General features: G+C 58.8%; 19 protein-coding genes and 3 pseudogenes. 15 read left to right on the top strand and 7 right to left on the bottom strand.

Annotated elements, in window-relative coordinates:
- Positions 1-56: 56 nt before the first annotated feature.
- A pseudogene (locus ACZLZY_RS24270) lies at positions 57-325 on the bottom strand (transposase domain-containing protein); the annotation flags it as partial.
- Positions 326-759: 434 nt separating this feature from the next.
- Between ACZLZY_RS24270 and ACZLZY_RS24265 the strand changes: the two are divergent.
- From ACZLZY_RS24265 to ACZLZY_RS24255, 3 genes are all read left to right on the top strand, one after another.
- Complete coding sequence (locus tag ACZLZY_RS24265; RefSeq protein ID WP_472936576.1) at positions 760-1095, top strand: hypothetical protein; 336 nt, start codon at positions 760-762, stop codon at positions 1093-1095.
- 1534 nt (positions 1096-2629) lie between these two features.
- Positions 2630-2758, top strand: a complete 129-nt coding sequence (locus ACZLZY_RS24260; protein ID WP_472936575.1) for a hypothetical protein — start codon at positions 2630-2632, stop codon at positions 2756-2758.
- A gap of 494 nt (positions 2759-3252) precedes the next feature.
- Entirely contained in the window at positions 3253-5454 is a 2202-nt protein-coding gene (locus ACZLZY_RS24255) for a putative bifunctional diguanylate cyclase/phosphodiesterase (protein WP_472936574.1), read from the top strand.
- Positions 5455-5603: 149 nt separating this feature from the next.
- On the opposite strand, the pseudogene ACZLZY_RS24250 reads toward ACZLZY_RS24255, so the two are convergent.
- Positions 5604-6038: pseudogene (locus ACZLZY_RS24250) on the bottom strand (IS21 family transposase); the annotation flags it as partial.
- Between the two features lie 120 nt (positions 6039-6158).
- On the opposite strand from ACZLZY_RS24250, the gene ACZLZY_RS24245 reads away from it, so the two are divergent.
- Positions 6159-6299 carry a BLUF domain-containing protein gene (locus ACZLZY_RS24245; RefSeq protein WP_472936573.1) on the top strand — a complete coding sequence of 47 codons (141 nt, stop codon included), beginning with the start codon at positions 6159-6161 and terminating at the stop codon, positions 6297-6299.
- On the opposite strand, the gene ACZLZY_RS24240 is transcribed toward ACZLZY_RS24245, so the two are convergent.
- On the bottom strand, positions 6291-7052 hold the full coding sequence (locus tag ACZLZY_RS24240; protein WP_472936572.1) for an EAL domain-containing protein: 762 nt from the start codon (positions 7050-7052) through the stop codon (positions 6291-6293). The genes ACZLZY_RS24245 and ACZLZY_RS24240 overlap by 9 nt on opposite strands.
- A gap of 1372 nt (positions 7053-8424) precedes the next feature.
- Complete coding sequence (locus ACZLZY_RS24235; RefSeq protein WP_472936571.1) at positions 8425-10335, bottom strand: methyl-accepting chemotaxis protein; 1911 nt, start codon at positions 10333-10335, stop codon at positions 8425-8427.
- Positions 10336-10424: 89 nt separating this feature from the next.
- Here ACZLZY_RS24235 and ACZLZY_RS24230 point away from each other — a divergent pair, with 89 nt between their 5' ends.
- The 11 genes and pseudogenes from ACZLZY_RS24230 to ACZLZY_RS24180 all read left to right on the top strand — a co-directional run bounded on the left by ACZLZY_RS24230 (position 10425) and on the right by ACZLZY_RS24180 (position 18686).
- Entirely contained in the window at positions 10425-10661 is a 237-nt protein-coding gene (locus tag ACZLZY_RS24230; RefSeq protein ID WP_472936577.1) for a transposase, read from the top strand.
- Between the two features lie 325 nt (positions 10662-10986).
- A complete protein-coding gene (locus tag ACZLZY_RS24225; RefSeq protein ID WP_472936570.1) occupies positions 10987-11361 on the top strand; it encodes a MerR family transcriptional regulator in 375 nt (124 codons plus the stop codon).
- Between the two features lie 426 nt (positions 11362-11787).
- Positions 11788-12414, top strand: coding sequence for a CDP-alcohol phosphatidyltransferase family protein (locus tag ACZLZY_RS24220; RefSeq protein WP_472936569.1), 627 nt, complete (start codon positions 11788-11790; stop codon positions 12412-12414).
- Positions 12411-13034 carry a lysophospholipid acyltransferase family protein gene (locus ACZLZY_RS24215; RefSeq protein ID WP_472936568.1) on the top strand — a complete coding sequence of 208 codons (624 nt, stop codon included), beginning with the start codon at positions 12411-12413 and terminating at the stop codon, positions 13032-13034. The genes ACZLZY_RS24220 and ACZLZY_RS24215 overlap by 4 nt, the downstream gene beginning before the upstream one ends.
- A 9-nt stretch (positions 13035-13043) precedes the next feature.
- The gene (locus ACZLZY_RS24210; RefSeq protein WP_472936567.1) at positions 13044-13982 is read left to right on the top strand and encodes a phosphatidate cytidylyltransferase; all 939 of its coding nucleotides are present in this window, start codon (positions 13044-13046) and stop codon (positions 13980-13982) included.
- A gap of 732 nt (positions 13983-14714) precedes the next feature.
- A complete protein-coding gene (locus ACZLZY_RS24205) occupies positions 14715-15197 on the top strand; it encodes a Ros/MucR family transcriptional regulator (RefSeq protein ID WP_472936566.1) in 483 nt (160 codons plus the stop codon).
- 164 nt (positions 15198-15361) lie between these two features.
- Positions 15362-15652: a hypothetical protein gene (locus tag ACZLZY_RS24200; RefSeq protein WP_472936565.1), complete on the top strand. Its 291-nt coding sequence runs from the start codon at positions 15362-15364 to the stop codon at positions 15650-15652.
- A gap of 1072 nt (positions 15653-16724) precedes the next feature.
- Positions 16725-17189: a metallophosphoesterase family protein gene (locus tag ACZLZY_RS24195; RefSeq protein WP_472936564.1), complete on the top strand. Its 465-nt coding sequence runs from the start codon at positions 16725-16727 to the stop codon at positions 17187-17189.
- 18 nt (positions 17190-17207) lie between these two features.
- Positions 17208-17441, top strand: a complete 234-nt coding sequence (locus ACZLZY_RS24190; RefSeq protein WP_472936563.1) for a hypothetical protein — start codon at positions 17208-17210, stop codon at positions 17439-17441.
- A gap of 13 nt (positions 17442-17454) precedes the next feature.
- Complete coding sequence (locus ACZLZY_RS24185; protein ID WP_472936562.1) at positions 17455-17778, top strand: hypothetical protein; 324 nt, start codon at positions 17455-17457, stop codon at positions 17776-17778.
- Between the two features lie 138 nt (positions 17779-17916).
- A pseudogene (locus ACZLZY_RS24180) lies at positions 17917-18686 on the top strand (IS5 family transposase).
- Between the two features lie 389 nt (positions 18687-19075).
- Here ACZLZY_RS24180 and ACZLZY_RS24175 read toward each other — a convergent pair.
- The 3 genes from ACZLZY_RS24175 to ACZLZY_RS24165 form a co-directional block, all read right to left on the bottom strand.
- The gene (locus ACZLZY_RS24175) at positions 19076-19276 is read right to left on the bottom strand and encodes a hypothetical protein (RefSeq protein ID WP_472936561.1); all 201 of its coding nucleotides are present in this window, start codon (positions 19274-19276) and stop codon (positions 19076-19078) included.
- 193 nt (positions 19277-19469) lie between these two features.
- The gene (locus ACZLZY_RS24170) at positions 19470-19928 is read right to left on the bottom strand and encodes a hypothetical protein (RefSeq protein ID WP_472936560.1); all 459 of its coding nucleotides are present in this window, start codon (positions 19926-19928) and stop codon (positions 19470-19472) included.
- Positions 19929-20478: 550 nt separating this feature from the next.
- Positions 20479-20949, bottom strand: a complete 471-nt coding sequence (locus ACZLZY_RS24165; RefSeq protein ID WP_472936559.1) for a DUF4113 domain-containing protein — start codon at positions 20947-20949, stop codon at positions 20479-20481.
- Positions 20950-21491 lie beyond the last annotated feature (542 nt).

Raw genomic sequence — 21491 nt, 5'->3', positions numbered from 1 at the left:
ATGACACCATCGATCGTTCGGGCCTCTGCAAAGTATGCATCCGAGGTAGGCCGCCGTCAGGCAGCTACGGCTTGATCCTGATGGGCCGCCGCGGCCCAGTTCCATGGTAGAATTTCAGGCAGCCGATTCTGTGGTCGGCAATACGAGCGAGGACGTCGGCAAGCCAAGCCTACGGATCGATGTCGTTGAGCTTGGCGGTGACGATCAGGGTGGACATGAAAGCTGCACGCTCGCCGCCCCGCTGTGACCCGGCGAAGAGCCACGCCTTTCTTCCAAGGGCAATGCCGCGCAGGGCTCGTTCCGCGGCATTGTTGGTCAAGCAGATACCTCGCTGTTACATGGCTGGATATCGAACCTGTAAGGATCGTCTTCTACGGGCTCATCGCGCTCGTCGCGGTTGGCGTTGCCGTTCGTGCCAGTCAGTTCGGCAGCACCCCGTTGGCCATTGGTATCATGGGCGCGGCGGTGATCGGCATGTTCCTCATGTAGCCGGTGTTTCAGCGAACCCTTCCGAAGAACCCGGGATATCGGATCGATCAAGCGATCCGCTGGATTTCCACTACGAGGTTGGCGACGACAGCGTCGTAGGGAGCGCGGTTAATCGCAGCCACGATTGGCTGGAACAGGCGCTGGTGGAATGTCAGGCCTTCTACCGCAATGGCGATCCAGTTGAAGAGACCTGGCGCAAATCCATCGGCGGGTTATCTTGGCTACCACCGGGCGAGGCCACGGGGCCACGGGCGCTATTCGAGTGCACCTATGATGCAGAACGATACGATCTCAGCCGAACGCATTGCCGCGTCGCGCACGCGGATTTCCGAAAAGCCCCCAAACGGTTCCGGCATTCACCTACGCGAATTGCCTGGTAGCGGGTTGGTCCAATTCCATGTGACCCACGACACCGACGCAACGCTCACGGCGGTTCGGTTTTCGTGCTTGCTGAGCCCCGATATCCGGGTGACCTTCGCAACCAAGCCGATGTTCCAGCAGGCCTTGGACTACAAGATTGCGCCGGGCGCGACCTTCGACCTCATCAGCCAACGGATTTTTAAAGCGATCAGCGGCTGCCACGTCTGTTCGGTCGATGCCAAATGAGCGTTAGTGATTGCCCTGCCCCGCGGCGCGCTGGTCAACATGTATTGCACTGGCGACCTTGACCCATGACGTGCGCATGACGCTGGATGACCTATTCTGTGTGCCAGTAAGCAAGCCCTTGTGCTGCGCAACCAGCAGGCCGTTCAATGCCGTGAGCAACGACGGCCTGCTATAGGCCGTCGAGGCTGACATGGCTTAGGAGACCGGCGGCTCTCTTAGTTGACCAACATCGGTCGCCTCGTTCCTCTACCACGCCGAACGTTTTCGAACTCTGCCGGCAAAAGAGGATGGTAAGGAAGCGAAACCGCCAATAAGTTTTGTTCGCCGGCCGGCGCTCGTAACGCCCGAGGTCTGCTGCGACCGGATTTCACACGGACTGTTCGCCTGCAACCATGACGGCGGAGAAGGTACTTCGCCGGATTTGCTCCCCTTTGGACACGACCAGTTCGACTGCCTCGGCAACGCTGATCTTCCGGTTGTTGAACCCACTTACTAGAGGCGTCTTTTTCGCAGCACCGGATGACACCAACATTACGTGCCGCACATTCGCCTCCTCATAGCTCCGCAACGAGTGGAGCTGAGCTGCCCGGGCGGCGGGCAGTTCAACAACGTCCTCAAGGCGACCCCGTGCTGCAGCCAGGTCTTTCACCACGAGCCCATCGAGGAAATCTCGGCCGACAACATATTTAGATGGAAAGCCGAGCGCCCTGAAAGGCGGCGTAGACTTCCACGGCCACCTCAAACGTGGCCGCAAAGCTCACAATCCATTAGATTTGAAACGGCCCACCTAATGGGGCAGACCAGTTACCGACAGCTGGGAAGATTTCTGAAGTCAGGCAGAAGAGACAGATCAGGCCCGCTCCCTACTTCGGGGCGGGCCTTTCGCTGCCTAGAGGTAATGGACCAAGCGCACGGACAGCGACGATCTCGCCGTCAATTACCTCGACAACGTCCCTACTGCCGTCCGGCATCTGCCTGACAATGCCCTCGACCCCTTCGACGACGATGTATGCCGGGAGACCCTCATTCAAGAGATGCTCTGCGTATGTCACGGAGATCCTGCGAACATCCGTCAGCAGCTTCTCCGACTGCGATTGCAAGATCCGCCGTTTGACCGCTGCTGCCTCGGACTGGAGAGCTGATACATCCTCCGGGGCGAGACCTTCATGCATTTCCTGACAGGTCAGGAGGCGAAGGGCTCTCCGAGATCGGCTGTCCGTGGTTGTCGATTTTGCCATGACACTCGACCGCTTTTTATGGTCCACATCAAGATCATGCCGACCGAGAGTTGTCGACCCTTTCGAGATTTTTCACATTGGAAGCTGTTTGCTCTTGCCCAATCAAAAAGAAAAACAGATTGATCCGACTCAATAAGGACATGCTTGTGCATCCTGATCCGTTCAGTCAGGATACAATATTTCTCATTCAACGCCGTGATCGGGATGTTTTACAGTCATATTTTGAGTTCATTCGAGAATTTTAGAATCAATCCGTTTTCAGCTTTGGAGCTTTGGAGCTTTCAGGGTGTGTGACTATGATCGATCTTTTCGAAACAGCTGCTGATGAGCAAGATGGCTGGAATGCGCAGGAAGACATTGACTGGCGTAATTTCGCTGCATCTCAAGCTCTTCGTCCAGTCGTGCTTGGGCCGCCAGACATCTAATGGACCGCTTAAACATCCGGTCGGACTTTTTTAAACGGATTGGCTCGAGACTGTACCTGTGTCGATAAGTTGTTGATTTTCACTGAGAGTTGCACCGGCCGGACGGTTGGTAGCGGATTCTCGTCAGACCGCCCGCGGTAGCCACACCCGCGGTGCAGTGGCTGAGGAGAAGCAGCCGCGCGATTCGTGCGTCTTGTACCTATGCGCTCACCCCCATGGACTTCGAGAAGCGAGCGCAGCCGGACCCAGTTCGTGTCCATCAGACCGGCAGCAGGTCATATGGTAAGTCGTAGTGCAGGGGTTGCGTGAAGGCAGCCATGCGGCAAGTCTTCTGATTGGCTCTCCAGTCTGCCTGAAGCAGCTGGCGGCGCTGCGGTCGCCTTTGGAGCGGGGCGGCGTGGGGCCATCATGCCCATGCGGCATGCCAACATGTAATTCAAAGAATTAAAGGTTGCAGGCTAACTTTTGGCTGCCCGTCCTGTTGTGAGCCATCCATGAGTCAAGCCACCTATCCTCTTGCCGAGAAAGAGGCAGACCGCCTTGCGGCATTGCACGCCTACTTTGTTCTAGATACCGACCCCGAGAAAGAGTTCGACGACATTGCCGGGCTCGCGCGACGGCTGTTCGGCGTGCCGATCGTCCTCGTCTCGCTGGTCGCCCAGCATCGGCAGTTCTTTAAGGCAAGGATTGGCTTCGACGCCTGCGAGACGGCACGGGAGGGGTCGTTCTGCACCTTTGCCATCCTCGACCGGGCGGTGATGGTCGTCCTCGATGCCGCCAAGGACCCGCGCTTCGCCGCGGCACCGTTTCAATCGGCTGACGGTCCCGTGCGGTTCTACGCCGGGGCGCCGCTGGTAACTCTGGAAGGTCTGGTGATCGGCAGCTTCTGCCTGATGGACTTGGCGCCGAGGGAAGCCTTCTCCGCGGAGGACCGGGAGACGCTAGCCTATCTCGGCCGCATGGTGATGGAGCGGCTTGAGGCGCGGCGCCTCGCCAGGGCGCAGCTGGATGTCCGGCGGCAGTTCAACGCGATCGCCGCGACCTCGTCCGACGCCATCATCTGTGCCGACGGGTCGAATTCCATCATTTCCTGGAACAGGGCGGCCGAGGGAATGTTCGGCTACGCCTCGGGTGAGGCCATCGGCCGGCAGCTGGACATCATCGTGCCCCCGGCGATGCGTGAGCGCCATCGCCAAGGCTTTCGCCGCGCCGCAAGCGGGGGCGAGACCAAGCTGGTCGGGGCGCTGATCACGATCACCGCTTATCGCCGCAACGGCGAAGAGTTTCCTATCGAGCTGTCGCTGTCGAAATGGACCGAGGCGGGGGAGCCGTTTTTTGGCGCCATCGTGCGCGATATTACTGACCGGCGTGAAGAGGAGGCCAAGCTCCGGCATGCTGCCGAGTTCGACCACCTGACCAATCTCGCCAACCGCACTGTGCTCGCCGACCGGATGCAGGCAGCCAGCCGCGAGGGCCTGCCGGCGACCGCCATCATGGTCGATCTCGACGGCTTCAAGGACGTCAACGACAGCCTCGGCCATGCCGCCGGAGACGCGGTGTTGAAGGTCGTCGCCGAGCGGTTGAGGCAGGAGGCCGGCGACGCTTTTCTGGTCTCGCGTCTCGGCGGCGACGAGTTTGTGATTTTCGCGACCGGGTCGGTGGACCCCATGGCGATCCGCGCGATCGGCGAGCAGATGGTGAAGGCCATCGAGAAGCCGATCGAGATCGGCGAGCGCTCTGTCTACATCGGCGCCAGCGCTGGCATCGCCTTCGCCTCCGGATGCGGTTGGGACACCGGTCGGCTGCTCGACGAGACTGATATCGCGCTCTATCGCGCCAAGGCCGAAGGGCGGTCGATGATCCGGGTGTTCACGCCCGAGCTGCGACAGGCGGTGCAGTCGCGGACCTCGATCAGTTCCGGCATTCGCGAAGCCTGGGAGCGACAGGAGTTCGAGCTCTTCTATCAACCCCAGGTCCGTCTCCTGGACGGCGCGCTCTCGGGGGCCGAAGCGCTGATCCGCTGGAACCATCCCGAGCGCGGATTGATCGCGCCGGCCGCCTTCCTCTCCGTGCTGGAGACGAGCCTCCTCGCCCGCCCCGTGTCGGAATGGATACTGAACACCGCTTGCCGGCAGGCGGCCCTGTGGCGTGCAGCGGGAAATCCCGGCTTCAGGATCGGGGTAAACCTATTCGCCGCGCAGTTCCGCTCGAAGGACCTACCGTCGATCGTCCAGCGGGCGTTAGAGGATTTCGATCTGCCGCCGGAGGCCCTGGAACTCGAGATCACCGAAAACATCATCCTGCGCAACGAGGCGGGCATCGCATCCGATCTAAGCGAGCTGCTGGCCATGGGCGTCGGCATCGCCTTTGACGACTATGGAACCGGCTATGCCTCGCTGACCATGCTCAAGGATATTCCGGTCACCCGCCTGAAGATCGACCGCTCCTTCGTTAGCGGCGTCGACAGGAGCCGAAAGGATCAGACGATCGTCGAGGCCATCGCCAAGCTCGCCGATGGGTTCGACCTGAAGGTGATCGCAGAAGGAATCGAGACCGCGCCGCAAGCCGCGCTGATGCGGCAATTCTGCGACGAGGGACAGGGATATCTGTTCGGTCGTCCCATGCCGGCCTCCCGCTTCGAAATCGCAGCGCTCTATCCGGAGGGTCTGGCAGCCGCCGCCAGCGTCGGCGCGTAGCGCTGACACGGCGCACAGACCGCTGCCGGAAAGGCCGTCTGACGGCAGGCGCCAGGTATGCCGGCAGCTGCCATGGGGGCAGGTCGTTTGCAACGCCGGTCGCGGTGTTGGTGGCGCCGGCTAGGCCGGCAGCGCGAAGGCACGGCTATATAGGACAGCTTGACGTGAGCAACTTGCAATTTGGTTGGCTCGCCGGCAACGATCGCCCAGTCCTCGGACCAATCGAACTGGAAGGCCTCGCCTGCCACGAAGGCCAGAGGCACGAAGGTGCCGCGGCCGGTGGTCTGCTGCTGACGATGCCGGGCCGTCTTCCAATTCTGGGCAAAGGCGGCGACTCTGTTGTAGGAGCCCCCATAGCCGAGAACCGCCAGATCGGTGCGCAGCTGCTTGATCGTGCATTTTTGCTTGCAGGACTTGCCCGTCTCAACACGCAGCATCGCTGACAGTTTGTCGGCGTAGGGATCCAGCTTGCTCGATGGGTCCGGAGCCGTGAACTGCGGCTCGACGCTGTCGGCGCGCAGGTACTCCCGTGACGAACTTGTCCCATGTCGCCTCCTCCCATTTCTGAGAAGGGATCGCACCATTAAACCGTGGGATTAAACACCTAGCACGCTTGCTCCTAAGACAACCTACGCCGACATCGACGTCATCGTGGTGCCGAGGGTAATAGCGATCGTACGCGTGGCATAGCGGGGGTCCTGGCGGTGGATGGCGACCGCGTCCTCCAGTTCCTTGAGGGTCCAGCTCATGAGGTGGATCTTCTGTTCCAGAACAAAGCTGCGGACACGAGGCAGATGGGAGTTGTGGACTTTAATCGGGTAACGGGTGGTAATGACCTACGCTGAAATACGCATATCCTGACAGCCAAAATTCACTGTCGGCAGAGACTCGAATGCAGGTTTTGCGAACCAGTAGCCTTGGAACAGCCGGATGCCGGCGGCCTTCAGGACCAGGAATTCCGCCTCGGTCTCGATACCTTCAGCAAGCACAATAATGTCTAGCTCTCTCGCCATGCCAACTATTCCGGCGATGATGACCTGTTTGGCACGGCTGGTGTCGATCCCTCGCAGAAGCTTCATGTCAATCTTGATCAGATCCGGTTGAAAGTCGACCAGTAGACCAAGCCCGGCATGTCCCGCGCCGAAGTCGTCGATGGCGGTGATGAAGCCGTGGCTGCGATATTCAGTGATGATGGTCGTGAGATGAGCGGTATCGGAGAGCTGCTCGTCTTCCGTGAACTCGAACATGATGGCCGATTTTGGAAAGCTGTGCCGTCCGGCCGCAAGCAATGTCGCACGGAGGCATGCAGCGGGATCATAGACCGCGTTCGGCATAAAATTGATTGACAGCTTGAGCTCTTCGCCGGACGGGAACAGACGCGACGCGAGCTCGATCGCCTTTACCCGGCACGCCTGGTCGAACCGATACTTGTTCTCGGGCGACACATTCGAGAGCACGGAGAATGCCCCCTCGCCGCCAAGGCCACGAACCAATGCTTCGTAGCCCCATACTCGACCTGAACCGACGTCGTAGATCGGCTGAAACGCCATCGTGAAATCGAAACTCAGTTTGTCTGTCTTGCAGCCGTCGCAGCTCATGTCTCGCCTCATCACCATATCCGTTGCAGGCTAATATGCGGCGGTTGCAATTCAATTAAGGCTTTATAACTTCAGGCCGCATCCGCACGGACAATCTTTTTCTGCAAGTACAGGACAGCACGCTCCGAGTAAGGCTTGCCGACGAAGCCGGCTGGCTTCCAGTCGAGGGCTTCAGCTCGGGTCTTCTCGTCGGGATATTGTCGCCGTCAGCGCCCCAGCTTCCATCGTCACAGCAAATGCCGCGTCCCTCGAGGATCGGCCTGATTTTTCGAGTATGTCGCAGATCTCTAGCGTTTCCTGTTTATCACCGCTGAGCCCACGACAATCGCCTCAGCTTTGAGCCTCAGGAATACGACAAGCTGATCCAGACGAGCCTGGACCGCCTCGTGGACTGCGGCGCTCCGTCGTTTGGTTTCGTCATTAGTCGCTCCCCATGCGCGCCTAATCTTCAAGAGCGACACCCTCGCTGGCCGTCGATCCCAAAACCTGCGCATCTCATTTTCGGTCCGGTGACGAAAGACTAGGCAACCCTCCTGAACTCTACCCGGTCAGTGAGCGACTGAACTGGCAACTTGTGCCTGACGTAAGGCTCAGGTTGGATCACTAAGACAGCTTGCTCAAAACTAAGGATCGGTGGTCAAACGATGACAGTGCTGACGGATTACGCCGAGCGGGAAATCGCACGTCGTCAGAAGCTGCTTCTGAATAGCAAGTATGACGCTGTCGCCGGGCTCCACCAGCGCGAAATTGATCGACTAACTGAGATGCTAGAGATGGCGCGGGGCCCCGAGCGCAGGACTGAGTCTGAGCTTGGTCGCTTAACGCCAGCGTGCTCCTAATGTGTGCACCGCGCTCCGTCTATCGCGCAAGAATGACGCAAGGTCGAAAGCTTTAAGATGGGACACTAGCGCCTAAGGGTATTCCAGAGCCAGCGCTGAAGCCGGTGCACGGGGCCGGCGACATTTTTGCACGAGGTGTCGTCGGCTCTATCCTCTGCCGCTACCGTGGTTCAGTGCCGTCTTCATCGACGGATGGGCAGAGCGGAAGCTGACGCCCTCTTTCGCCCCGACTATGCGGCATCCAGGCTGAGCACCACACACTCACGACGGAGCCGGCGATGACCACCAAGACCCTACAGCCCCGGATATCATCTCTCGCTTAATGGCCCGAGCCGATAGGGGATCTGAGGATGAAGCGTTTCTGCGCGAGGCAGCGGACGCAATCGAGACGCTGCGCATACTCGTTGCTATCCGCCAAGAGATCGAACTTGAAGACAGCGAGCCGGAAGGGCATGCCGGAAACGACAAATGCCCCGCCGCCGGCGAGGGCGACGGGGCATGAGGGCGAGCTAACATCGTTTGCTGAAGAACGATTAAAACTCGCTCCAGCTTTCTGTTTCAGGCTGGCGCCTAACATTCGACGTCTGGCGTAACTGAACGACCTTCGTTGGTTTGCCGGAGCGATGAGGCGTTGAGGGCTTCGTAACCGGGTTGCTGCCGCTCGTACGGAACCGGTCCATCAGGACGGCCAGCTGCTCGGTCTCGCCGAGGAGGGTCTGGGCGGCAGCGGTGGTCTCCTCGACCATTGCGGCGTTCTGCTGGGTCACCTTGTCCATCTGATCGGCGGCGATCGCGACCTCCTTGAGGCTCGTCGCCTGCTCGCGCGCCGAGCCGGCAATGCCCGTGACGGTCGAGGACATCTCGCCGACGGTCGAGACGATCTCCTCGAGCGCCCGGCCGGACGCGGTGACGAGGTTGACGCCGCGCTCGACCTGGGTGGACGAGGTCGAGATCAGGTCCTTGATCTCTTTCGCAGCTTCAGCCGAGCGCTGGGCGAGCCCGCGCACTTCCTGCGCGACGACCGCAAAGCCGCGGCCCGCCTCACCCGCCCGTGCCGCCTCGACGCCGGCATTCAGCGCGAGAAGGTTGGTCTGGAAGGCGATCTCGTCGATGACGCCGATGATCTTGCCGATGGCGTCCGAGGACTGCTCAATCTGGCTCATAGCCTCGACCGCCTGGGCAACGATGACGCCACCCTTTTCGGCATTGGTGAGGGCGGTGGTCGCGGAGGTCTGAGCGGTGCCGGCCTCGCTCGCCGTGTCCGCTACTGCGCGCATAACCTCCGATAGCGCCGCGACGGTCTCTTCGAGGCTGGCTGCCTGTTGTTCGGTACGCTGGGAGAGATCGCCGGCGGCGATCGTAATCTCGTTGAGGCCTACGCGCATCGAGCCAACGGCATCGACGACCGAGCCCATGGTCTCCTCCAGCGCCACGACGGTGTCGTTGAACTTCTCACGGATCGGCTCGAACTCCGGCGCGACGGCCTGGTCCATGCGGACCGTAAGGTTGCCGGCGGACAGCTCGTCGAAGCCCGCCTCGACGGCGTGGACGAAGAGTTTCAGATCCTCGGCCTTGGCATTGTCGACCGCCGACTGGCGATCACGCTGCGAGGCCTGAGCTTCGCGGGCGGACTTGGCCTCGACCTCGAGGCGCTTGTTCTCGTTGGCAGCGTCCTTGAACACCTGGACGGTCTTGGCCATCGCGCCGACCTCGTCGCGGCGCTCATGGCCGGCGATCTCGATGTCGAGCTTGCCGCCGGCGAGCTGTTCCATCACGCCCCGGAGGCGGTTCAACGGACCGGTGATCGTCTTGCCGGAAATCAGGACCGCTGCGACGAGGGCGATGAGACCGGCCGCGGCGGTGCCGCCCAAAATCAGCAACGTGAACGTCACGGTCTGCGCAGACAATTCGGCACTCTTGGCATCCACCCCAGCGATCACGTCGTCGTTGAAGGCGGCGAGCGACTTTACCAAAGCGATGATCTGGGCGTCGATCGGGACCATGTAGGCCATCGCGCGGGCGTTTTCGTTGGCGTTGCCAGCCTTCAACACATCCTGGACAGGGGTGTTGATGGCGGCCAAACTCGCCACAAACTCGTCGATCTTTGACGCCTGGTCGGGGAGAAGCGGCTTGACCGAGTTCAGGAGTTCAGCGCCTTTCTTCAAAGCGGCGTTGGCATCGTCTGTACTTGTTCTTGAACCCTCTGTACCGGCGTCATAGGCGATGTTGCGGTATGCGGCGTAGCCAACCTGGGTGATGTAGCGGTTGGCACGCGCAACAAGGACGGTAGCCTTGCTCTCGTTGCTGAGAAGCGCGGAATAATCCCCGTCGGCATCTTGAAGGGCGCTAGTGGAGACGTATGCCCCCAAGAGGCTGAGCAGGGTGACCCCAAGCACTAGACAGGCAATTTTGCTTGCGATCTTAAAGTTTGTGAAAAACGCCATGTCGCCACCCTCGATCCAAATTTCAGGACACAAGAGATCATTACCTGGCTAGCATTTAACATTTAGCTGCAAATTTGCTCACTATCTCAGTGAGCTTGTCAAGGAATTCTCTATGCGTGCAAAATAGGGAGTGTCCCCATAAGCGGGCATTCGGCCGGCATCGCGAACTGAACGATAAGGAATGGTCAATCATTGCGCCGCTAGTGTCCAAAAACAGCCGTGGGATTACCCGTGTCTGCGGTCGGCGAGTGTTTGACAGTATCCTCTGGCGTCTTCGAACTGGGTCGTCCTGGCTGATGTCCCGCAGCGATATGGGCGGCGAATGACGCCCTACGATCGCTTCAGTGGCTCGCGGACGGCCGACTTTTTGGACCAACTGCTGGAGAGCGCATCAGAGGCCTATGACAGCGATATCGTAACGATCGACATTTCCTGAACCTGCGTCCACCAGTATCGCGCATTCCGAACGGAGCGACGCTGCACCGTGCAAGGACAGCGTCGCTCAGAGAACCTGCTTCAACGACGGGATTCAAACGCCACTGGTTACTAAGGATCGACGCTGTGGCTGGCGCGAAGCTATCGCTTATGGCTTTGATCAGGTGATTCCGCAGAGTTCCTGCCGCGCAAAGGCTCAAATAACAGGAGCGCCAGTTGGCCGCGATTAGAGATACCCATCCGCACACCATCGGCGACGTCGCTGCGTTGTTCGGCGTCACGCAACGCACGCTGCGCTTCTATGAAGAGCTTCACCTAATTCCGCCGAAGCGCATCTCGGGTGGGCGCCGCGTCTACACTGATGCTGATGTGGCCCGCCTGCAGAAGATCACGCACTTTACCCACCTCGGCTTTTCGCTCGTCGAGGTGAAGCAGCTGCTCGGAGCCAAGTCGGAAGATCAGGTAATTGAGGCGCTACACCGGCGACGCGGCGAGGTCTCCGCGGAAATCAAGCACCTCAAGCAAGTGCTTGGCGACATTTCGGATGAAATCACCGCCGCGGGGCTACCGTTCCAAGATGAAGCCGCTTGAACGTTCCTCGCCTTTGACTCGACCTTGACGGCTTAATGGCCGAATTCGACTCCAACTGCCCAGTCACCCTCGGTGCAACCACGGCTTACGCTACCGAGACCATGCTGCCTAGATTGCTCCTTGGAAAGCCATAGCACCTTTGCAGAAGCTCAACCGCTGCGCGCTTCATCACAGCGTAAACATCAATTTATCATTGTATCGTTGAGAAGTTCTCGATAGCTAGCCAGCCCTATGATGGCCACCCTTTTTCCATTCCGAACGTACCGATGGCAGTCGCCATTTTGCTGCTGAGGCCTCACATTCTCTGCTTCTCCAGCATGTCGCCTGCTTCGCGTTTCTTTGGTCCGTCATTCCCAGCTGCAAGCGATTGGCCTTCATTACAATTTGGATTACACGAAGATATCACTGAAACGGGATCGTAATTTTATGCAGACGGCTGATCGTCGCCCGCTCGCCTCACGTCAGTCTAGATGGGCAGCGGCCACTCAGCGCCTCCTGCTGACGACATCGATCACCGCCAACCAAATTTCCCTGCTTGGCATCCTATTCGCGGCGCTGGGTGCAGCGGCTTTGGTCGCGGCGTTCCAACGGCCATGGCTTTTCCTTCTTGCCGCCCTCTGCATACAACTTCGGCTTGTCTGCAACCTGATGGACGGGCTGGTCGCAGTCGAGGGTGGGCGTGGCTCGGCAACCGGGGCACTCTACAACGAAGTGCCGGACCGGCTCGAAGATGCGCTGCTGCTCGCGGGTTTCGGCTGTGCCGCCGGACTTCTGTGGCTTGGCCTCGTCGCGGGCATCCTCGCGGTGTTCACGGCGTATGTCCGCGCTGTAGGCGCCTCGCATGGCTTGCCACAAGATTTTCGTGGACCAATGGCAAAGCCGCAGCGGATGGCGGCGCTGACGCTCGGCTGCCTGTTGGGTCTGGGAGAGGTAATGGTCTGGGGTACGGTGTATTCAATACAGGTCATCCTAGCGGTGGTGGTCATCGGTGCTGCGCTTACGGGCCTGCGGCGGTTGCAGACAATTGCCGCCGGGTTGGAGGCGCGTCGATGATGCAGCGCTCGATCCTGCGCGCGGCGATTACCGGGCTGACACGCTTCCTGATCGGCGGCCAAGCACGCTGGGTCGGCTCGGCGCCGACGCTCGCGCAACGCATCTATTTTGCCAACCATGGTAGCCATCTCGACACTATCGTTCTCTGGGCGGCGTTGCCGCATGCGCTCCGTAGGACCACGCATCCGGTGGCCGCGGCGGATTATTGGGGCAAGACGAAATTTCGCCGGCACATCGCGCTGACACTCCTGAACTGCGTACTTATCCATCGTCAGCGGGGAACCGCTGGCGGCGATCCGCTTGCGCCACTGACGGAGAAGCTATCCGACGGTGCCTCGCTGATCATTTTTCCAGAGGGCACGCGGGGCACGGAACTGCTGCCGGGCCCGTTCAAGGCCGGGCTCTATCATCTTGCGTGCGCCTTTCCACAGGCAGAGCTGATCCCGGTCTATCTCGACAATCTCAGCCGGGCCTATCCTAAGGGCGCCTATCTGCCGGCGCCAATTGCTTGCAGCGCCCGTTTCGGCGCTCCGATCCGGGTGTTGGACGGCGAGGATAAGGCGGCCTTCCTCGCCCGCGCCCGCGATGCGGTGACGGCACTGGCCGTGCCGGCGACATGAGGATCAATTATGGATAGCACTACGCTGACGCTGTTCGCTGGCATCGCCGCGATTCTCCTAGTCGCTACTGCAGTCGGCCAGATCCTCAAGCGACGAGTGACGACAGATGCGGGGCGTGAAACTGTCGCGAACCTAAATGCCCGGACAAAAGCTTGGTGGGGCATGGTCGCCGTGTTCGGCGCAGCCTTCCTGCTAGGCAAGACCGTCACACTCGTCCTGTTCGCGCTAACCTCGTTCTATTGCCTTCGAGAATTCATAACGCTGACGCCGACGCGGCCTGCTGATCACCGGGCGGTGGCGGTGGCCTTCTACCTGTTCATCCCGCTGCAATACTACCTGATCTACATCGACTGGATCACGCTGTTTTCGATGGCGATCCCGACCTATGCCTTCTTACTGCTGCCAGTGCTTTCGGTGATGCGGGGCGAGACCCTAAATTTTCTTGAGCGGACGGCGAAGATCCAGTGGGGCCTGATGCTGACCGTCTACTGCATCAGCCATGGCCCGGCGCTCCTGATGCTGCCAATTCCGGGCTTTGAGAGTAAAAACTTTCTGCTCCTGTTTTTTCTGATCGCCGTTGTTCAGCTCAGCGACGTGTTCCAATACGTCTTTGGAAAACTGTTTGGGAAGCACAAGATCGCACCACACGTCAGCCCGTCGAAGACTTGGGAGGGTCTGATCGGCGGCGGGCTTTCGGCAACAATACTCGGCGCTGGCTTGTTCTGGATCACGCCGTTCACACCGCTTGAAGCGGGAGCGATCGCACTTGCCATTGTCGTCTCCGGCTTCTGCGGCGGTTTAGTGCTCTCTGCCATCAAGCGCTCGCTCGGTGCCAAGGACTGGGGCACGATGATCGAGGGGCACGGCGGGGCATTGGACCGGATGGATTCGGTAACGTACGCGGCGCCGATCTTTTTTCACGTGGTGAACTACTGGTTCGTGCCGTAGATACCTTGTCGTATCACGTGGGCACCTTGGCCTGCTGCCGGTCTGATGGACACGAGGTTAGGCTAACTGCGCTCGTTTCTCGAAGTTACTGAAAGGCGGTCGGACTCAGACGTCCGCTAATGGGAGCGCGCAAATGGATGCTGAATGTCTTGAGAGGGTCGACAGCGGCCGACCCGCATGGGACGGCTGCCTACTAGGCGCCGACCTTATTTGAAAGCTGGAAAGAAGATGTTCCACGTTCCAGCCCAATAATTAGATGCGAAATATAGTTCGTAACTGTGATTAGATCTGTCGCATTCCGTCACTGATTTAAAAATCCGTACCGATGAGGACGTTCATCTTGTCACTGAGTAGAACGGGGATCCGGAAAAACTTCGTCTGGACGTGCCATGTGCCCCATCGGGATTGGCGTGATTGAGCGATAGTTCTCCAAGGGAAAACGAACAGACCGGCATAGAGGCAGCCAATGCTGCTGCCGCCTACCGCGCGTACAAGGTGACGACATTGCCGGATAGATCCGCAGGATCGAAGCAAAAGGCGAGGGCCCACGGCTATCGCGAAGGCCCTTGGCGTGTTGCCAATGAGCATGCATCTCGTCCTATTAGCCGAGGCCTATTTCGAATGCTGCCCGCGAGCTTAGCCGACGGGTAGCGGTTACTGTATTGAAATACTGGCGATCGATGCTAAATCGCGTTTATAGGTAATATTTCTAACTAGGCCCAAAGAAAATTTATGGAATACGATAAAGCACAGGACGATGATCTCCTTGCACTGACCACTTCGGTCGCCGCTGCGTACGTCGCGAACAATTGTGTGACGACAGACGAGATCGGAGACTTGATCGCTAGCATACACAAATCTCTTGGTTCGCTTAGCACTGCCCCAGCCGCGACTCCTGAGCCAGTCGTTCCGGTGCCGGCGGTTCCCATCAAGAAATCGGTGACACCGGACTACATTATCTGCCTGGAGGACGGAAAACATTTCAAATCGATGAAGCGCCACCTAATGACGAAGTTTGGCATGACGCCGGACGACTACCGTCGCAATTGGGGCCTGCCGTCTGATTACCCGATGGTGGCTGCGGATTACGCCACAAGGCGCTCTGCGTTGGCAATGAGCTTTGGCCTTGGGCGCAAGAGGAGGGAACCGGTAAATGAACCGGTGCCAGAGAAGCCTGCCCGAAAGGGTGCGCGTAAAAACGCCAACGCCGCTTAACCGTCACTGAACCAGGCAGTCGAGGGTCATGACGATCCTTGCTACCAGCATTCTATCTCCGTTCAATTCGTTGTTGCCGATGAGGGAGGATCGTACCATCGGACGGGCAGACCACAGGAACCATTAGCCAGTTCCCGGCTTTCCTTGACCGAGGGAGAGCTTGTATGGAACACATCGCTGCACTGATGCTGCTAGTTGGCTGCAACACTAACGCATCAATTTGTACAGAACTGCCGGCCTCTATGGTCGCGTACGAAAATGTGGCTGACTGCGAATCCGACATGTCCCTACAGATGCGGCTCAGTGGCTCCTCTGCAGACAAAATTTACGGCGCCTGTAAGGCGGTGGACGAAGATGTTTTTGAACAGTCGGCGACGGTGGACTGGACCATTTCCCGAAGCGGGAAACTTCTGGTGACCTTCCATGCCAAGCCGCAGCTTGTGGCTGCCCGGTAAAAGCTCAATATTGGGAATTGATTGATACCGCACGGTCAGTGAATAGTTAACACCTGAAAATGTTTGCTCGTTTGCTCGCGCGTACATCTGTCCTCCTCACAGGGAGAAGGGCATTCACAAGCCGAAAGACGTCAGCCACATGGTCGAGCATCACTATTTTCGGGGCTTGAAGAGCGCCACGAAAATGGAGCGGGTCTCGAGCTCGCCTTACAGGAAATGGCTGCGCGCAGGCGTAAGTCTGCCGAACTTCGAGCCGCACGCGAAAAGGCTGTAGTCCGGCAAGACTGAGGCGGCTTTGAAACTATTCCGTATCTTTATGCGGCTCAGCAATAGCTCTTGGCTGCCTTGTCGTGGCGCGACCCTGCGCCTGGGTCCATCCGGCCAGCCATTGGCCCTGCTGCTCTGAACCCATAGGATACGGGCAATCGTTAGCGAGAATCCTTCTGCCGTGTGCTTCGACGCCTTCGTTGAACCATCGACCGATCATGACATGCCTCTAAATTGAAATCTGCATATGGTGCAGGGCATGCAGACATTATCGCCGGTGATTGATTTCGAAAACCGTTCTTGTCGGAAGCCAAATCGCAGTGGTGGGAACTCGTCGATATGCCAAAGCGCTACGGTGCAGCCCGACCGCCATGCGGATTACGAAGAGACCGGCGCCACACCGAGACGGACATCATCCGAGCATTTGGACATCGTCGCCTTACGTTCACTCAAGATATCGGCCTGCCATGACGCCAAGAGCGAATGTTGGGATCGCGATGCTCACGATCAGAAAAAATATCAAAACCCAGCCGCTCATTTTTTCAGATCTCGTTTTCGTAACGGGGTAATTAAACATGAACCGTGCAGACAATGACAACCGGCCGTCCGCCATGACAGGCGCCCAATACCGCACGCCGGAGTGACATCGCACCATTGCGCTACCTGTGGCGCTAGCCAGCGCTCGGTAATGGCATGGCCTACGTTCGATCGGCCGCACTCGCCACTTTTGCGCCGGTGTGGCAGGCCAGCGCGACATCTGCCGCCATGCTGACGGTCGGAGCAACGATCTTCGTTTGAGGACTGCATGACGAAATTGCTGATTATCTCGTCGCAGACCGGGGCAGCGGGCATGACAGCCGACATCATTGTCATCGCAGGGGATTATGCCGGCGCCCCGGTGAAGGCGCTCTATAAGGCCAGCCTGTCATTCCAGAAGCCGGTCGTAATGATCGCTGGGCTGATGGAACTGGATGGGACGAACAGATCGCGGCTACTGGCTGAGGGGCGCCGTCAGTCGAAGAAAAATCTCCGACTACGGTTCCTCGAGCGTGATGCCACTACGATCGAGGGGGTTCGCTTCATTGGCATGCACAAGCCCGATGTCGGGCTCATTCTGGCCGCACTGGATGAACCGCACAACGGCCCTACCGTCATCGTCACTTACAAGGAGCCTCGGGAGGACATCGACGTCGTTACCAGGACCGGCAAGGTGTCGCGTTGGATTCATGCGGGCACCACGACAGCAGAACCGCTGGTCGTTGAAGTCTGATCGCCCTAGGTCGTCGCCATGGATATCACCGCCCCAAAACATCCGCCCGAGCACCCTGACCGCGGCATCGACTGTGAATTCGCGATCGTGCCGACATTCCAGGCCGTGATTACTGCTGCCGTGGCCGCAGGCTGGAGTGAAGCCGAGGTCGCCGAAGCCGTCTTGGAGCTCGCCCGCAACCACATCGCTGGCATGCTGGCCGATCAGTACATGGACACGGATATCGAGGCCGCGGCACGATCGGTGATGTAAGGACCACTCGTACATGAATGCAGACGACCTCAAGGCAAGTGAGCTGCTATCCGCCCTCGATGCATTTATCGCTGACAAGAATTTGGAGACCAAGGGCAAGGCAATCCGCGTGTTGGTGACGGATATGCTGTTGCAGCTCGGCTACCTTCCCCCTGTGTCGGCTGGCGCCATTGAGGGGGACTTGGTCTACCGTAGTTCGAACGGCGACGCCTGGTCCTTGGCGACAGATGGCGCTGGTGGCTTCTCGGTTATCCATCGAGCGAACGCTGCTTCAGCTGGGATGGGAAACGACCACTCCAGTAGATCGGTTTCTGCAGCAGAATGCAGGAAGCCCTGAGAAGCAAGCAGTTCGAGCGGCTATGGACGCCGCCGCATCCCGCAAAACCTAGGCGGTGTGGACAAAGGGGATTCCCAAATCACCTGGTGACTGATTCAAGGCTGCTCTTTGCGGAGAGCGGCGTTGGTTCGAGGTTTGATGTCGGATGCGGAATGGGCCTTCTTCGAGCCGTTCGTGGTCGAGAAAGGTCCGCGGCGAGGTCGGCGTCCTCGCGATCATAGGTTGGTGCTCGATGGGGTGTTCTGGATCGCCCGAACGGGGACGGCGTGGCGTGATTTGCACAGCCATTTCGGTGCCTGGAACTCGGTCTATCGTCAGTTCCGGCGCTGGACGCAGGCGGGGATCTGGGACGTGATGCTGGAGGCGCTGAATGAGACCGGCACGGGCCACGACAGCGTTCAGATGATAGATTCTACCATCATCCGAGCCCATCAACACGCCGCCGGCGCGCTAAAAAAGGGGATCAGGACCAAGGTCTTGGGCGCTCTCGCGGTGGCTTCTCGACCAAGATCCATCTCCGCAGCAATGCTCGAGGCCTCCCGGTCGCAATCACGCTGAGCGGCGGTCAGGTCTCTGATATGAAGGGCTATGCGCCGGTCATGGACCAGCCCGGTCCCAAGCCCTGCGTCCTGCTCGCCGACAAGGGATACGACGCCGACTTCATCCTTGCCGACCTCAAGGCCCGAGGCGTCGCCGCTGTCATCCCTGCAAAGCGAAACCGCAAGATCCAACCCGTCATAGATGGATACATTTACGGCCTGCGAAACCTCGTCGAACGATGCTTCTCAAAGCTGAAACACAGTCGGCGGCTGGCGACGCGATACGACAAGACAGCCAATAGCTTTCTCGGCTTCGTCCCCGTCGCATCCATCCGACTATGGATCAGACACTTTGTCCACACCGCCTAGGACTCAGCCCATACCATGGCCTTCGCCAAATAACGTATCTGTTTCATCTACCTCAGCGGCCGCCGTTCAATATCGTATGCAAAAGGGAACCTTCGCTAGGTCGCTTGATTAGTTAGCCGGACACTTTGATGGCTAAATAATCATTAGGGCGGCAGAAATGGCTCTTGATGCGACGAGAATGGAGCCGGTCCTTTGCGAGACTGATGGCGGGCAGTGGAGCGTGATCGACTCCAGCACGAAATTGCCCATACGGGTGCGCCAAAAGGTTCTGGAAGGAATGTCTTTCTCTGAGGCGGACAATGCGTTGTCATTGCTCAGAATAATCCGAGGGCTCGGCGAAGGTCCTTTTACGCCAGATCCCCGGCGCGGTCGGCAAACCAACTGAAGATTTATAGGTGCACACGGAAAGGCGATATCGGCTGGGTCGCCTTAACCTGTTCGATGAGATTGAGCGGATATCCGAACGTTTCCGCGATTTCACTCACCCCCGCGCCGATTTCAATCATCGCCTCGATGATGCCGTGATCCGTTTCCGACAGAGTCGGCATTACCCGCATCGCTGCGCCAATTTTTGCGAGGAACGCCACCATAGTCTCTCCTGCGAGCGATTACCTTGAAGAGAGACGCACTGAGCAGATTGAGGTTGCTTAAACATCGGAAATCAAAGAATTTAGCCTGCTAACATGAGCGTCTCATCACAGCTGACAGTGGGGATAGCGGTGAAAAAGACAGCGTATTGGTCAGCCCGTTCGGGGATGACCTCGGGTCGAATACCGGGTGCAGCTATCCGGAAGGGCCATTAAGGCTGTTGGTGATCGGGCCGAGCAACCGATCATAATCCTTCCTGAGTTTCACGGGATACCGGATCGAGACGGAATGGATCAGGCCGCCACGAAAGATGTAACGCTCGTAGAAAATCCTGCCGTCCTTCAGATAGCCCGAGACCACCAGCCATTCCTTGCCGCCCTTATGGTAGGTGACGTCATCCCGGGACGCTCTCCAGCGATACATGGATGTAGGGTTCTCGCGCCTTTCATTCTCCCGTCCGTAGATGACAATCTGCGCCCCCGATCGTGACTGCCAGACCGCACCCTCTGGTGTCGCCGGGATCTCCTCAGGGAAAGCCTCCAAAGGAAAGCGAGCGGTCGTGCCGTAAGTGTCGTTCTCGTAGCGAAAATCGCTGGCAACGACTGGCGAGGAGGCTAGAAAGATGGCCAAAAATGCGGCTGCTGCAGATTTCATTCTATCGATCCTCCATTCGTTCCCTGAATGCGATCGGGCATGGATAAGTTCGATACCGTCACTGAACTTTTCGAGGTTTCCGACTTCCTGAATGCTAGGTGAACGCGCCCTTTGGTCACCATTCACCCAGACGATTGCATGGTAGCGGCACCATACCCCCGATGCAGGGAATCACATGATCAACGAAGCTAGAACTGCCGGCTGGAAAGCGCAAAAGGACGGAGTCGCCCGGTGCGACAACCCATACAAAGCTGGATCGAATAAATTCCGAGACTGGCAGGAGGGCCATGACCAGGCGGGTGCTGAGTCCACGGCTCCGTTGGATAAGCGAACCCCTGCCGACCTCGGACCAATGTAGCCTACTTCAAGAATCGCCGCCTAGCCGCTTCGATGGCTTCCGGGCTGTAGGGCCTTGTGAAGAACAGGGCGCGGTCAGGCAACGTCACCTTGCCCGCAAAAAGATGGCCTATGGTGAGATAATATGGATCGGCGGTCAGCGGTCAGTCCTCGCCGCGCAAGCAGCATCCCATCCCTGACGTAGCCTCGCATGCTATGCCGTTACCCTTGGCAATTCCGCTATCCTCGTTGTGAAGCGTGGCGACCGCATGTCGAACTTAGTCGCCCACTGCTGGCGGAAGCCGGCGGCTGCGGGGGCGATTGTCCCCCGGCCGAACCGTCCGTTTACCGCATCGATCACGCCCATCAGCCTGTCGGAATGCTCCCGATCCCGTCGATCTAAAAGCGGCCGCGGTGCGGTGCCAGCGCGGATTAAGTCGTCCATTATGATGCCGGCCTTCGCGTACTGGTATCCATCTCGATAGATTGCCCTGGCACCCCTTTGGGCGGCCCTGATGAGGTCCAGGGTATCGTTTGACGCTTCCGGCAGATGCACCGTCGTCGAAGCTGAATACCTCGGATCACGTGGATTGAACTCGGACGTGTGCATGAAGACAGACAGATGCGAGGCTTCCAGGCCATGGCGGCGCAGCTTCTCGCCGGCTCTGTTCGCATATGCCGACACGGCCTCGAGATGCCCGCCAGCGTCGTTACGGGTTTGCCGAAGGATCTCGTCACCGCACAGCCTTTCCGCTGCGGGGCGACGTGCTCTAGCGCTAGACACTGCACTCCCCGCAATTCCAGTACGGTCCTCTCACCGACGACGGACAGAAGCCGGCGAGCCAGTGTTAGATCGAGATCCCGAAGCTGTGAGACCTTCTCGACGCCAATACCGATTAGCTTCCGCTCCAAGGCTGGGCCGACACCCCAGACCTCGGCGACATCGACCTTGGACATCCATGCCGATCGGGAAGCCTCGTCCGTCAAGTCACATACGCCACCGAACTTGAGGTTCTTCTTGGCGATGTTCAGAAGCGAGAGCGTTCGTACGTCAACAGTACGGATCGGAGAGCACAAATCCGTTACTCGTTGCTTCAATGTCTTACGTGTGAGCTGGGGTGATTCTGTATGAAAGACGAAAACAGCTCGATTGCAGAAGGCCGCTTCGAGCTTCTCGTCGACTCGGTCACGGACTACGCGATCTACATGCTCGATCCGACGGGGATC

Source organism: Mesocryomonas lacus (assembly GCF_055730135.2).
The sequence above is the reverse complement of the archived record's forward strand: the minus strand, read 5'-3'. Positions and strand labels throughout refer to the sequence as shown.